This window comes from Alphaproteobacteria bacterium, from assembly GCA_033344895.1.
In the GTDB taxonomy this organism is placed as follows: Bacteria; Pseudomonadota; Alphaproteobacteria; order UBA8366; family Aestuariispiraceae; genus Pacificispira.
The window spans coordinates 2,167,837-2,180,904 of record JAWPMN010000001.1; the positions used below are offsets into that span (position 1 = coordinate 2,167,837).

The following is a 13,068-nucleotide window of genomic DNA, read 5'->3' on the forward strand; positions in this document are numbered from 1 at the left end:
TTCTTCTCCTTGATTAATAAATGACTGTTCGTTTATAAAACTGCATGGCAAGAAGCAAGACGATTTCCGACGAGCGCGTTCTGGACATTCTGCTGGAGACCGTCATGGAGGTCGGACCCGCGGACCTGACCTTCGGCCGCGCCGGCAGGGCCTGCGGCCTCTCGCCGTCGACCCTGGTGCAACGCTACGGTGATCGGGAGGCCATGATCCGGGCTGTTCTGCTGCGTGCCTGGGATCGACTGGATGAGGCAACGGCGGCAGCGGATGCGGCGGAGCCGGTCACGCCCGAGGGGGCGATCGACCTCCTGATGCGACTGATGCCGCCGGAACACGCTGAGCGGAATGCGACGGACGGTCTGTTGCTGTTGCGCGAGGATTTACGCGACCCGGTCCTGCGCGCTCGCGGGGCCGCCTGGGGGTACCGGCTTGCCGAGGCGTTAGGCCGTCGGTTGTCGAATGATCCAGCCGAAGCGCATCGCCTGGGCTGGCAGATGGCGTGCCTTTGGCAGGGGGCACATACGTGGTGGGCCTTTATCCGGCACGATACCGCCGAAGCGGCGATCAGGACCCTGTTGCGTGGTTGGCTGGACGACCGGGACATATAATCGATCAATCTGGGGCGGCGTCACTTTCGGCGAGCAGGTTCTAGCAACAGGGCCTGCCTACGAGAATCCCACGGGTGCGGCTTCAAACCGTGTGGGAAATGCCTAAATATCCAAAGAGCCTTCCAGGGCAGGTCAGTTGTCGACCGCCCCCCGTTCATTCCATCGGGAGAATTTCATGACCCAGTCCAGCCGTAGGGAATCCGATTCCTTTGGCGTGCTCGACGTGCCCGCCGACCGGTATTACGGCGCGCAGACCGCCCGCTCCCTGATTAATTTTCCCATTGGCGGGGAGACCATGCCGCGGCCCCTTATCCATGCGCTCGGTGTCATCAAGCAGGCGGCGGCGCGGGTCAACGAAGCGCAGGGCCAACTGGATTCGGAGCGCGCGAAGGCCATCGCACAGGCCGCGGGGGAGGTCGCGGACGGGCGTTTCGACGATCACTTTCCTCTGGTCGTCTGGCAGACGGGCTCCGGGACCCAGACCAACATGAACGCAAATGAAGTGATCGCGAACCGGGCGATCGAACTGATGGGGGGAGAAATCGGCTCGAAGGATCCGGTTCACCCCAACGATCACTGCAATATGGGCCAGTCCTCGAATGATACCTTCCCGACCGCAATGCATATCGCGGCGGCAAGTGAAATCCGGCAGAGCCTGATCCCGGCGCTGAAGCATCTGAAGGAAGCGCTGGCGGCGAAATCGGAGCAATGGGTCGACATCGTCAAGATCGGGCGCACCCATACCCAGGATGCCACGCCGCTCACCCTCGGGCAGGAGTTCAGCGGATATGCGACGCAGGTCGCCTTCGGGATCGAGCGGGTCGAGGCGGCACTGGAAGGGCTGTACAATCTCGCCCAGGGAGGCACCGCCGTGGGGACGGGGCTGAATACCCGGAAAGGGTTTGCAGAGGCCTTCGCCGCGGAAGTGGCCAGACTGACGGGCCTGCCCTTCCGGACGGCGCCCAACAAGTTCGAGGCGCTGGCGGCCAACGACGCCTATGTCTTCGCCCATGGTGCCTTGAATACGGTCGCCGTTTCGCTTTTCAAGATTGCCAATGACATTCGCTTCCTGGGATCGGGACCGCGTTCCGGTCTCGGCGAACTCGCCCTGCCGGCGAACGAGCCGGGGTCTTCGATCATGCCGGGGAAGGTCAACCCGACCCAGTGCGAGGCAATGACCATGGTCTGCGCCCAGGTCCATGGCAACCAGGCGACGATGTCCTTTGCCGGCAGCCAGGGACATTTCGAGCTGAACGTCTACAAGCCGGTCATGGCCCAGGCGATGATGCAGTCCATCCGGCTGTTGTCCGATGCCGCCGTAAGCTTCGCCGACCGATGCGTTTCGGGAATCGAGGCCAATGAAGACAATATTACAGAATTGATGGAAAGATCCCTGATGCTTGTCACCGCGCTGGCGCCGGCCATCGGCTACGACAAGGCGACGGAGATCGCGAAGACGGCGCATAAGAACGGAACCTCCTTGCGCGAAGAGGCATTGCGCCTGGGTTATGTCAGCGCGGCGGAATTCGACGAACTGGTTCGGCCGGAGCGTATGATCGGGCCCGGCGACTAGCCGCGTCGGGGCGGGTTTCCTTCGTGCGGCGTCGGGCGTTGCTGGCCCGACACGGATCGCCTCTTTCCGATCCCCTGCAGGAAGACCAGCAGCAGGGCCGTGGCGGCGATGAGCAACCCGGCGATCCCGAATGTCGCCTCCAAGCCGGTCTGCACGCCTTCCGGGGAGGGCGGCGTACCGTCGACAGTTCCTGCCGCACGGGCAAAGAGGACACCCATGATCGATGCGCCGGTCATAAGTCCGAGATTGCGGGACAGACTCAAAAGCCCGGAATGGCCGCCACGTTCGGACTCTCCCGCGGCAGTCATGACCGCCGTGTTGTTGGCGGCCTGCACCAGTTGGTAAGCCGGCGTCAGCAGAGCGATCGCGAAGAGATAGCCTGCCAGCCCAAACTGACCCGGCAGGAATGCCAGGGCGATTGCGGCAAGGGACATCTGCGCCAGACCGGCGATCAGCGCAGGGCCTGCACCGAACCGATCGACGGCGAGCCCGGCAGGTACCCCGCTGAACGCCGATAGTGCCGGTCCGACCGCCATGACCAGACCGATCAGGGCCGGTTGCAGATCAAGCCCCAGAGCCAGATAGAACGGCCCCACGACAAGGGTGGTCATCATGACGGCGGAGACGATGATGTTGGCGGTCATGCCGCCCGACAGGGCGGCGCTTTGGAATGCGGATAATGGAACAATCGGGGCCTTGCTGCGAGCCTCCGTGCGCAGGAAAAGCAGCAATCCAGACATTCCGACGAGCACGAGCAGGCCCGTGCCCTGCCGGTCGACACTTCCGGTTACCGCGATCAGAAGGGGCGTCAGGGTCAGGGCCAGAAACAGGGCGCCCAGCCAGTCCGGCCGGGCTTCTTGTCGTGGGGCGGGGACGTTCGCGGGAAGACCGCGCCGGGCGAGAAGCAGGGCCCCGAGACCCGGGACAACAAGGGCGACGAACAGGGCCTGCCAGCCGAACACCTGGAGGAGCACACCGCCCAGGGATGGGCCCAGGGCGGTGCCGACCGCCGACATCGTGCCGAGTACTCCCATGGCCCGTCCCGTGCGGGCTGCCGGAATCGCGTCGCGCACCATGGCGATCGTGAGCGCCATCAGCACGGCACCGCCTATTCCCTGCAGGACACGCGCGGCAATCAGAAGCCACACTGTTCCGGCAAGGGCACAGCCCAGGGAAGCGGCGGCAAAGAGCGTCAATCCGGCCATAAAGACCCGCCGCCGTCCGACCCTGTCGCCCAACCGCCCGACAAGGACGATGGAGACGGTCAGGGCGAGCAGATAGGCCAGGACGACCCACTGAACCATGTCGAGCGGCTGCCGGAAGGTTTCGGCCAGGATGGGAAGGGCGACGTTGGGAATGCTGACGCCCATAGAGGCGCTGAGCATGGCCATGGACAGGCAAATCATGGTCCAGGCGGTGCTCCGCTCCGATGGGTGCCAATCGTGTTCCGGGAGTGCATCGGCTGGATTCTTCATTGTCGTTCTCCATCGCGTTCGAGCTTGCGGCAGAGATAGCGGGTGTTCGTGTGTTGCGGAACGCGCATGAAATGCAGTTTGATGTTGCGCCAAACGCAATTAACGAAAGTCATGACCATGGCGCGCCCCGACCTGAATCTCCTGACCGCCCTGGATGCCCTGTTGCAGGAAGGTAGCGTCGCCGGTGCCGCACGGCGCATGCGGCTCAGCCCTTCGGCAATGAGCCGGGCGTTGACCCGGTTGCGGGAAACCACCGGGGACCCGCTTCTGGTTCGGGCCGGCAGGGCGCTTGTCCCGACACCCCGCGCAGTTGAACTGCGATCCCGGGTGGGCCTCTTGGTCGAAGAAGCGGAAGGCGTGTTAAGCCAGCAGGAGCTTCCCGATCTCGCGTCCCTGGACCGGACTTTCACCCTTCGGGTCCGCGACGGGTTTGTGGAAAGTTTCGGGGCGGCGCTGCTGTCGCGTGTTGCGCGGGACGCGCCGTTTGTCAGGCTGCGTTTCGTACCGAAGTCCGGCAAGGACAGCGCCCCGCTGCGCGACGGCCTCATCGATCTGGATACCGGCGTGATCGGACCTGAGACCGGGCCGGAGATTCGGGCGCAGGCCCTGTTTCATGATCGTTTCGTAGGGGCCGTCCGGAAGGGTCATCCGATCCTGCGGGACAGGATGACACCCTCACTTTTTTCAGACGGTCGGCATGTTGCGATCTCCCGGCGTGGAGAGGAGGGGAGCCGGGTCGACGTGCTGCTGGCGGCGACCGGTCATGCGCGCCGGATCGCCGCCGCCGTCGGGGAGTTTGCGGGTGCCCTGGCCATTGTGCGCGGCTCCGACCTGATCGCAATCGTGCCGGAGCGGCAGACGGCGGCCCTGCGGGACGGTGTTGAGATTTTCCCTTTGCCCTTCGAGATGCCGGGAATCACCGTGTCGCTTTTCTGGCATCCCCGCATGGAGGCCGACCCACCGCATCGCTGGCTGCGGGACTGTGTCCGGCAGGTCTGCACGGGGGGCTCACCGGTGCCCGGCATTTGAGGCGAATCCCAAAAAATTCCCTTCATTCCTTAACGAATACTCAACGGATTCCCTGCAGATTGCGGCCCCCACCTTGTCGACCGTGAGCCCCAAATGAATCCCACCCTTGAGTCCGTTATCTTTGCGTCCCCCAGCGTTGCCCTGAAGGTTAACCAACTGTCCCGGGAACTCCCCAAGGAAGACCGCCTTTTCGAGAATGAGACGCTGAACACCACAATCATATTCAAGTATCCGAATTTCGACGCGGCGCAGGCTCCCAGCGAGAATATTATCCCGGGACTGGAAGAGTTTCTGACGGACAAGTCCGAGAAGAAGCCGATCCGCACTGCCATCTTTGTACCCAAGGATGCCAAGGATGTGCGCCTGGGCGGCTTTGGAATCTTCATGGACGACGACAAGTTTCCGGAAATGTCGGAGCGGTATCTGGGGTTCAAGATCGAAAAGTCGGTCCGTCAGCCGGATCTGGAGAAACTGGGGATTCTGGAGAACTGCCCCTCCTTCGATCCCTTTCTGGTCAAGGAAGCTTTCGATCTGGCCGGAACCGATATCGACCCGAGCTATGTTTCGATTTCCGAAGAGGATGCTCAGCAGGTCCGGGGCCTGATCCAGGCCAAGCTGAAGCCGATTGTGGCAAAGGCGCTGAATCTCAATCACGAAGGCCGAATCGAGAACTCGTCACGGCAGTTCCTGGAGACGATCTGGGATCCGCAGGCAGAAACCGGCGCCCATTTCATCGCGGCGTTCGGTATCGGCATTTCGGATGCGCCCAAGGTCTTTTCCGCGTGGAAAGGCGTGGCCTATTTCGACAACGAGTTCAATCAGCGCCAGTCGGATTCGCGTAAACTCGTTGCCTGGCTGAAAAGCGACGCCTCGACTCCCAGCGATTATGCCAAACTCTCGACCCAGGAGAAGCAGCAGATCGACATGTTCCGAAAGTCGGTCACGTCGAAGATCCTGAATGTCAGCAACAACATTTCGCTGATTCTGAACCGCTATCAGAAGAGTTACCGGGACTTCATCGATCACGACAAGCCGAAGGAGTTCCAGAAGTTCCTGATGGGAGCGGAGAAGTACTATTGGACTCTCGGCGGGTGCAACGGGGTGCTGGCGCAGGTGATCGGCACCTGGAAGCGGTATATGCAAGCCGCGACGGGCATGCGACTGAACTATGAGGTCAACGAACGCCTGCTGAAGGTCTGCGATGCCATTCTTCGGGCCCGGTCCAACGACAAGCAGATCGCACTCTAACGGGGTGCCATCCCGCGCGAGCGATCCGGGGGAGAAATGGTTCGTGAAATAAAACCACCGCACGAGAGTTCACCCTTTCTAAAGAAATTCTTGTAATTCTGGAGAGAGCCAGCTGGCGACATGCCAATCGGCTGTCGGTGTGCCGGTGCGTCCTGAGACCCGAATGGCAATAGGCTTCGGCGCAGGGCGAACACGCTGCGAGGCGGAACCACATTGTCGCAACGGGCGAATAAAAAGCTGGAGGCGGTCGAGGCGGCCCTGCATGAGCGGGATGCCAAAATTCTGCGCGAGTCGATCCAGGAGTTTCCTGGACCGGTCGCCGTCTACGACGAAAATGACAAGCTCATCGCCTGTAACGAACTTTATCGCTGGGTACATGGCGAAGCGTTTCCCGAGCTTGAGCGAGAAACACCCGGCGGCCGCATCGATTACGCCGATCTGATCCGTGAATCCGCCAAACTGACTGTTCCGCCCGAGGAAATGGAAGCCCACATTCAGGACCGACTTCGGGCGCAGCGTGAGGCGGACGGCACACCCATTGACAGGTTCTATCGGGATCGCGGCTGGTTTCGCATCGTGAAGATCAGGACGCCCAGCGGTGCCATTGCCGGATTCGCGACCGACATCACCGAGCTGAAGGAAACAACCCTGGCGCTGGAGCATGCCCGCGCCGCCGCCGAGGCCGCCAACATCGCGAAGTCGACCTTTCTGGCCAAGATGAGCCACGAATTGCGAACCCCGCTCAATGCGATCATTGGTCTGTCGGAAGCGCTGGAGATGGGGGTATTCGGTGCGGTCGAAAACAAGCGCCACCTCCGCTATCTCGCGGATATCCGACAATCCGGACATCACCTTCTGGCGCTGATCTCAGATGTTCTGGACCTTGCGAAGGTCGAGGCCGGTACCCTGGAGATCAATCGTGAGGTTTTCGATCTGGGCGATCTGATCCGGGAATGCATGAGCATGATGAAAACCATCGCCGACCGGGGAGACATCGACCTGCAGTTGGACGGAGCCGTGGTGCCGGTCGGCCTATACGCCGATCGGCGGAAGGTCATGCAGGCCTTCATCAATGTGTTGTCGAACGCCGTCAAATATTCACTTGCCGGAGGTATGGTCCGCGTTCGGGCGGACCTTGACGACGACGGACTTCACCTCAGCGTGCGCGATCAGGGTATCGGCCTCGACGAAGACCAGATCGGGCGCGTGTTTCAGCCCTTCGGTCGGCTGACCCAGGCGCTGGCCTCTTCGGTCGAGGGGGCCGGGCTGGGTCTGCCGATTGCGCAGCGATTCATCGATCTGCATGGTGGCTCGATCCGCCTTGCCAGCAAGGTCGGCCAGGGCACGACGGTCACGATCGTTCTGCCGCTCGATGCTGTCCGCACCGAATAGCGGCCGGTCGTTCAGTCCGATTCCGGCGCGACGATGGGGCCGCCGGCTTCGGACCAGCCCTTGAAGCCGTCCCGAATATGCGCGACGCGTTCCATGCCCATATCCTGCAGGGTCGCGACGGTCAGCGCCGAACGCCAACCGGACGCGCAGTGGAACAGGAACAGCTTGTCCTGTCCGAATTCGGGTTTGAAATACGGGCTCTCCGGATCGACCCAGAATTCGGCCATCCCGCGGGGGCAATGGAAACTGCCGGGGATATATCCCATGCGCTGCCGCTCGCGTATGTCACGCAGATCAACGATCAGGACATTCTCGTCATCGGCCATGGCAATGGCGTCGGTGGAACTGATTTCTTCAATGCGGTCACGGGCGGCGGCGACCAGATCGGCGGCACTCTTGTTGAGTTTCTTTGTCATGCCTCATCCTCTCCAGTTGGGTCTGCAACGAACTGACATTTCGTCATATATGGGGTTCGCCGCGACCCTAGTCGAACATCTTGGCGGTTCGAACTTCGGGTTCATGATAGGGCGTCGGTACGTTACCGACCAGAAACTTGGTAATCGTTCCGTTGCCATCGTGCAGGGGCATCACCAGCCGATGCCAGGTCGCGATCGTCAGGTTTGGCGGCGGGTTGTGTTCGGTATAGATCGGCTTCCGTTTCTGTAGAACGGCGTCGTAGACCGTGCTGAAAAAGGCCTTCATAAGGGGATGCGCCTTGGTCTCGGAAATGCGCAATCCCGTGGAATCGAATTTGGCGATCTCCGCGATCTTCGAACCGAACAGGCGATACCGGAAATCCCGTCCACCATCCAAAATCTCGAGAAGGATGATGTAACCCAGCGCAGGAACCAGATCGAAAGGAGCCAGGTCGCTTGCTCGCATTCCGACTTCGCCTTCCGGGACGCGGGCTTTCCAGTAGTCGAACAGAAAGACGATCGGATCGGTCACGAGGTCCGTTCGGTTCGGATCCCAGACAATGACGGGCCGGCTTATGTCGGTCGACGCGAACCAGGCATCAATGGTGGATGTGTCGCCTGCCGCCAGACGGGTTGCCTCAACCTGAATGTCCGCAAAGCTTATGGGATTGTAAGGAACTGCCATGCCACCCAGAAGATAACCCCAAAAAATGTCACGGTAACAGTGATAGCGAGGCTCGAAGTATGAATGCAAGCGGAATGGCCATCGACATCAAATGCGCCTTCAACCCTCCGCATGGTATTCAAGGGTTCTGGATTGTCGCCAGACGAGCCTAATCCAATGTCCGTGCCGGCGGGAAATCCAGGTCCATCCGGGTTCCCTCGCCAAAGGTGCTGTGGACCGACAGTCGGCCACCATGTTCGCCGATCAAGCCGTTTACGATCGACAATCCCAATCCGGTCCCTTCCTGATTGGCACGCCCCGTTCGAACTTGTGTAAAGGGTTCAATGATCCTGGCGATGTCCTCTTCCGGGATTCCCGGGCCCGTATCCGTTACAGATACAGTGATGCCACCATTCTTGCGGCGCCGGGTGGAAACCAGAATCCGGCCGTTCTCCGGGGTGAACTTCACCGCGTTGGACAACAGGTTCAGCAGCATCTGATGCAGCCGTCTCGCATTGGCCTGAATCCGGCCCGAATACAGGCTCAGATCGGATTCCAGTTCCTGACTCTTCGCTTCGGATCGTTCCGCGACGGTGACCAGTGCCGTCTGCACCGCCTCCTTCAGATCCACCGGTTCGTCCGTGATATCGGTCTTGCCGGATTCCATGCGGGCCATTTCCAGAATGTCGTTGATCAGTTCCAGAAGATGACTGCCGGACCAGTGAATGGAGTTTATGTATTCCCGGTACTTGTCGTTCTCGACCGGCCCGAACATTTCCTGTCGGACGACATCGGAATAGCCGATGATCGAATTCAGAGGTGTCCGGAGCTCATGGCTCATCTGGGCCAGGAAGTTCGATTTCGCCCGGTTCGCGCGCTCGGCGCGTTCCTTGGCTTCGGTCAGCTCCCTCGTACGTTCCTCGACCCGGCGTTCCAGCTCGGCATTGGCTTCCCGCAGCAGGACTTCGGCACGCTTCTGCTCCGTCACATCGGTATAGGTTGTCACGAAGCCGCCAGGCACGGGGCGTCCAACGATTTCGATCTTGGTGCCGTCGGGGCGTTCGCGGACAAAGGAATGAGGCTCAAACCGGCGGGCGGCCTCCAGACGGACCCTTACCTGCTCGTCGGGGTCTCCGGGTCCGTATTCACCGCGAAGGGCGTTGTACCGGATGATATCTTCAAACGTCGTCCCGGGGGTCGCGAACCGGGCGGGAAGGTCCAGCATCTCGAGCACGCGCGCATTGGCCAGCAGAACGTTCAGGTCGTTGTCCACCATGGTGATGCCGTTGGTCACGCTTTGCATCACCGTTTCGAGGATAACGGTCTTGTCGCTCAGTTCCCGCTCCCGTTCGACCAGCTCGGCGGTACGGGCCCGGACCCGCTCGTCCAGTGCCTCATTGGCGAGTTTCAGTTCGTCCTCCGAATTCCGGAGTGCCGAGATGTCGGTATAGGTGGTCACGAAGCCACCGGCACGGACGGGATTTCCCTCGATCAGGAGAACGGACCCGTCGGGACGCCGCCGCTCGAACCGATGAGGTTCGAAGCGGCGGGCGAGCTCCAGGCGTTCCCGGACCAGCGTGTCGATGTCGCCGGGACCGTATTCTCCGCGCTCGGCATTGTAGCGCAGGAATGTCTCCGCCGGCGTGCCGGGTGCTCCCATCCATTCAGGAAAGTCCAGCAGTCGCAGATACTGGCGATTGCAGCAAACCAGGTTCAGGTTCTGATCGAAATAGCTCAGGCCCTGGTGAAGATGCTCGATGACATCCCGAAGGATCGGGCCCGAGTCTTCGGCCGGGCCTTCATGCCTGTCTTCCCGTCCCGCGGTCATCTTCCCCACCTCGACCGCACTCGTGTCATGTGCGGCATACTGCGTGCGCCCGGTCCCGATCCCGGTCACCCTGCCGGCATCGTAGATCTGGCTGCGTATCTAAAACGTTAACGGCCAAGCGGGGGCAAGGACAAACAAAAAGGGGACGGCCCGTCGGGCCGCCCCCTCTTCAAAATCAAGGCAAGTGCCGGGTCAGCCGAGCTCAGCCTCCAGGGCCGGGACCGCTTCGAAAAGGTCTGCGACCAATCCATAATCGGCGACCTGGAAGATCGGGGCTTCGTCATCCTTGTTGATGGCAACGATAACCTTCGAATCCTTCATGCCGGCCAGGTGCTGAATCGCGCCCGAGATGCCGACCGCGATGTAGAGATCCGGTGCAACGACTTTCCCGGTTTGGCCGACCTGATAGTCGTTCGGGACGAAACCGGCATCGACCGCCGCACGCGAGGCGCCGACGGCGGCGCCCAGCTTGTCCGCAACCTTCTCCAGCATGGCGAAGTTGTCGCCCGACTGCATGCCGCGACCGCCGGAGATGACGATCTTGGCAGAGGTCAGTTCCGGCCGGTCGCTCTCGGTGACCGACTGCCCGACATAGGACGTCAGGTCCTGCGCGCCCGTTCCGCCGACTTCTTCGATGGCGGCGCTGCCGCCTTCGGCTTCGACGGCGTCGAAGGACGTCATGCGCACGGTCAGGACATCGACCTTCTCGGCCGATTTCACCGTCGCGATGGCATTCCCGGCATAGATCGGACGCTCATAGGTCTTGTCGCCCAGCACCGCCGAGATTTCCGAGATCTGCTGAACGTCCATCAGGGCCGCGACCCGCGGCATGACGTTCTTGCCGAAGGTGTTGGCCGGGGCCATGATCGCGTCGTAACCGTCGGCCATTTTCACGATCGCCGGGGCAATCGCTTCGGCCAGCTGGTTTTCGTATTCGCCGCTGTCGGCCAACAGGACCTTCGTGACGCCCGCAATCTTGGCGGCGGCGTCGGCGGCGGCCTTGCAGCCCGATCCGATGACGGCAACGGTAATGTCGCCACCGGCGGCCTGTGCCGCGGCAACGGTGTTCAGGGTGTGCGGTTTGACTTCCGCACCGTCATGTTCCGCGATGACCAGAATGCCCATCTGCTTTCTCCTTTTCGGTGCGGTTTAGCTGATGACTTTGGCTTCGTTGCGAAGCTTCGAAACCAGTTCGGCCACGTCGGCGACCTTCACACCGGCCTGACGCGGCGGCGGTTCGACAACCTTTATCGTCTGCAGACGCGGGGTCGGGTCGACGCCCAGATCCGACGGGGTCTTCGTGTCGATCGGCTTCTTCTTGGCCTTCATGATGTTCGGCAGCGACGCATAGCGCGGCTCGTTCAGGCGCAGGTCGACGGAGCAAACGGTCGGCAGCTTGACCTTGATGGTTTCCAGGCCGCCGTCGACTTCACGGGTCGCGGTGGCTTCGCCGTCGCCGATTTCCAGTTTGGATACGAAGGTCGCCTGGGACCAGCCCAACATCGCGGACAGCATCTGTGCCGTCTGGTTGGCGTCGTCATCGATCGCCTGCTTGCCGCACAGGACAACGCCCGGGCCTTCGGCTTCGGCGACGGCCTTCAGGATCTTCGCAACGGCCAGCGGTTCGACTTCGCCATCGTGCTGGACCAGGATGCCGCGGTCGGCGCCCATGGCGAGCGCGGTGCGGATGGTTTCCTGGCTTTGCTGCGGGCCGATGGAAACGGCGATGACCTCTTCGGCCTGACCGGCCTCTTTCATGCGAACTGCCTGTTCGACGGCGATTTCGTCGAATGGGTTCATCGACATTTTCACGTTCGCGGTCTCGACCCCCGTCTGGTCCGCTTTGACACGGATTTTGACGTTGTAGTCGACGACGCGCTTAACCGGCACCAAGACCTTCATTGCGGCGCGCTCCCTCTTCGTTTGAACGCTCGGGCATCAGCCCCTCAAATCGGAGGCCCCCACCGTAGAGAAGGGAGCCCACGCAGTATCGAAGCGGATGTTTAGGAGGCCACAGTGACCCGGTCAAGCGTGGAAGGGCCGAATTTGCGCCGCTTTGCGACATCGGGGCGCAAAAGATCAAACTACCCAGACACCGACAATGGTCTCCGTCGACAGGCCGTCCTGGCGTTCTCCGACCGGTGCGACGGGCCAGGTCCAGTGTCGTTCCGGCGCGGGCAGAAGGGCCTGTGCAGCCAGGTTTTCCGCGTCGACGATGTCGCCCTTCCGGTTGCGGTGGGTTCGTCGCGCGTCCCCGATCACGACGGCCTTGCCGGGCAGAGCTTTCAGGTCGCGCACATGGTCCCGCATGATCTGGCCGGAGACGCCATGTTCGAAGATCGGTGTCGACAGATTGCGTCTTGCGATCGCCCGCAATGGCAGGATGGGAAGTTGAGAGATCAGGTTGACCGAGACGACGTAATCGGCGTCCTCGAAGGCCTGCAGCGCACTCTGTGGCCGTTCCCACAACGATTGGCCCCGAAACAGTTTCTCCGCCGCGCCCTGGACATCCATCAGACGATACTCCGCATTGGCGGGCAGGGACAGACCCCGCAACCGCACCGCATCGATCAGGACGACCCGGGCGCAGCGGTCGGAAAGGGCATCCAGCGGTACGTCCAGGCATTGGCCGGCCCCTAGGATCACTGCGGTACCGCAATTCTCCGGGAGGGTGTCCAGAATGGCGGTTCTTGTATTGCGCTGATGGTCCGCCCAAGCGGCCGCGCAACGCCGGGACCGGTGCCGTATCGCGATGGCTTCAGACAGATAGCCGAGACGCCGCGCCCAGGTCGGGCAGGGCGTGGTCAGGTACTCCAGTGCTTCCAGGATCATGGCCGC

12 protein-coding genes are annotated in these 13,068 nt (G+C 61.7%); 5 read left to right on the plus strand and 7 right to left on the minus strand.

What is annotated here, in order from left to right; all coding sequences use genetic code 11:
• Positions 1-44 precede the first annotated feature (44 nt).
• Positions 45-605 (plus strand): TetR/AcrR family transcriptional regulator, encoded by a 561-nt coding sequence (locus tag R8L07_10600; protein ID MDW3205977.1) that lies wholly within the window; start codon positions 45-47, stop codon positions 603-605.
• A gap of 175 nt (positions 606-780) precedes the next feature.
• Positions 781-2,178: a class II fumarate hydratase gene (gene fumC, locus R8L07_10605; GenBank protein ID MDW3205978.1), complete on the plus strand. Its 1,398-nt coding sequence runs from the start codon at positions 781-783 to the stop codon at positions 2,176-2,178.
• On the opposite strand, the gene R8L07_10610 is transcribed toward fumC, so the two are convergent.
• Positions 2,175-3,653, minus strand: a complete 1,479-nt coding sequence (locus tag R8L07_10610) for an MFS transporter (GenBank protein ID MDW3205979.1) — start codon at positions 3,651-3,653, stop codon at positions 2,175-2,177. The genes fumC and R8L07_10610 overlap by 4 nt on opposite strands.
• A 117-nt stretch (positions 3,654-3,770) precedes the next feature.
• On the opposite strand from R8L07_10610, the gene R8L07_10615 reads away from it, so the two are divergent.
• The 3 genes from R8L07_10615 to R8L07_10625 all read left to right on the plus strand — a co-directional run bounded on the left by R8L07_10615 (position 3,771) and on the right by R8L07_10625 (position 7,322).
• Positions 3,771-4,682: a LysR family transcriptional regulator gene (locus tag R8L07_10615; protein MDW3205980.1), complete on the plus strand. Its 912-nt coding sequence runs from the start codon at positions 3,771-3,773 to the stop codon at positions 4,680-4,682.
• Between the two features lie 93 nt (positions 4,683-4,775).
• The gene (locus R8L07_10620) at positions 4,776-5,930 is read left to right on the plus strand and encodes a hypothetical protein (GenBank protein MDW3205981.1); all 1,155 of its coding nucleotides are present in this window, start codon (positions 4,776-4,778) and stop codon (positions 5,928-5,930) included.
• A 213-nt stretch (positions 5,931-6,143) separates the two neighbouring features.
• Positions 6,144-7,322 carry an ATP-binding protein gene (locus R8L07_10625; GenBank protein MDW3205982.1) on the plus strand — a complete coding sequence of 393 codons (1,179 nt, stop codon included), beginning with the start codon at positions 6,144-6,146 and terminating at the stop codon, positions 7,320-7,322.
• 11 nt (positions 7,323-7,333) lie between these two features.
• Here R8L07_10625 and R8L07_10630 read toward each other — a convergent pair whose 3' ends face one another.
• The 6 genes from R8L07_10630 to R8L07_10655 all read right to left on the minus strand — a co-directional run bounded on the left by R8L07_10630 (position 7,334) and on the right by R8L07_10655 (position 13,062).
• Positions 7,334-7,738 (minus strand): rhodanese-like domain-containing protein, encoded by a 405-nt coding sequence (locus R8L07_10630; GenBank protein ID MDW3205983.1) that lies wholly within the window; start codon positions 7,736-7,738, stop codon positions 7,334-7,336.
• Between the two features lie 67 nt (positions 7,739-7,805).
• Positions 7,806-8,423: a hypothetical protein gene (locus R8L07_10635; GenBank protein ID MDW3205984.1), complete on the minus strand. Its 618-nt coding sequence runs from the start codon at positions 8,421-8,423 to the stop codon at positions 7,806-7,808.
• 148 nt (positions 8,424-8,571) lie between these two features.
• Positions 8,572-10,230: a PAS-domain containing protein gene (locus R8L07_10640; protein MDW3205985.1), complete on the minus strand. Its 1,659-nt coding sequence runs from the start codon at positions 10,228-10,230 to the stop codon at positions 8,572-8,574.
• 192 nt (positions 10,231-10,422) lie between these two features.
• Positions 10,423-11,355 (minus strand): FAD-binding protein, encoded by a 933-nt coding sequence (locus R8L07_10645; protein MDW3205986.1) that lies wholly within the window; start codon positions 11,353-11,355, stop codon positions 10,423-10,425.
• 24 nt (positions 11,356-11,379) lie between these two features.
• The gene (locus tag R8L07_10650) at positions 11,380-12,132 is read right to left on the minus strand and encodes an electron transfer flavoprotein subunit beta/FixA family protein (GenBank protein ID MDW3205987.1); all 753 of its coding nucleotides are present in this window, start codon (positions 12,130-12,132) and stop codon (positions 11,380-11,382) included.
• Between the two features lie 177 nt (positions 12,133-12,309).
• On the minus strand, positions 12,310-13,062 hold the full coding sequence (locus tag R8L07_10655) for a hypothetical protein (GenBank protein ID MDW3205988.1): 753 nt from the start codon (positions 13,060-13,062) through the stop codon (positions 12,310-12,312).
• Positions 13,063-13,068 lie beyond the last annotated feature (6 nt).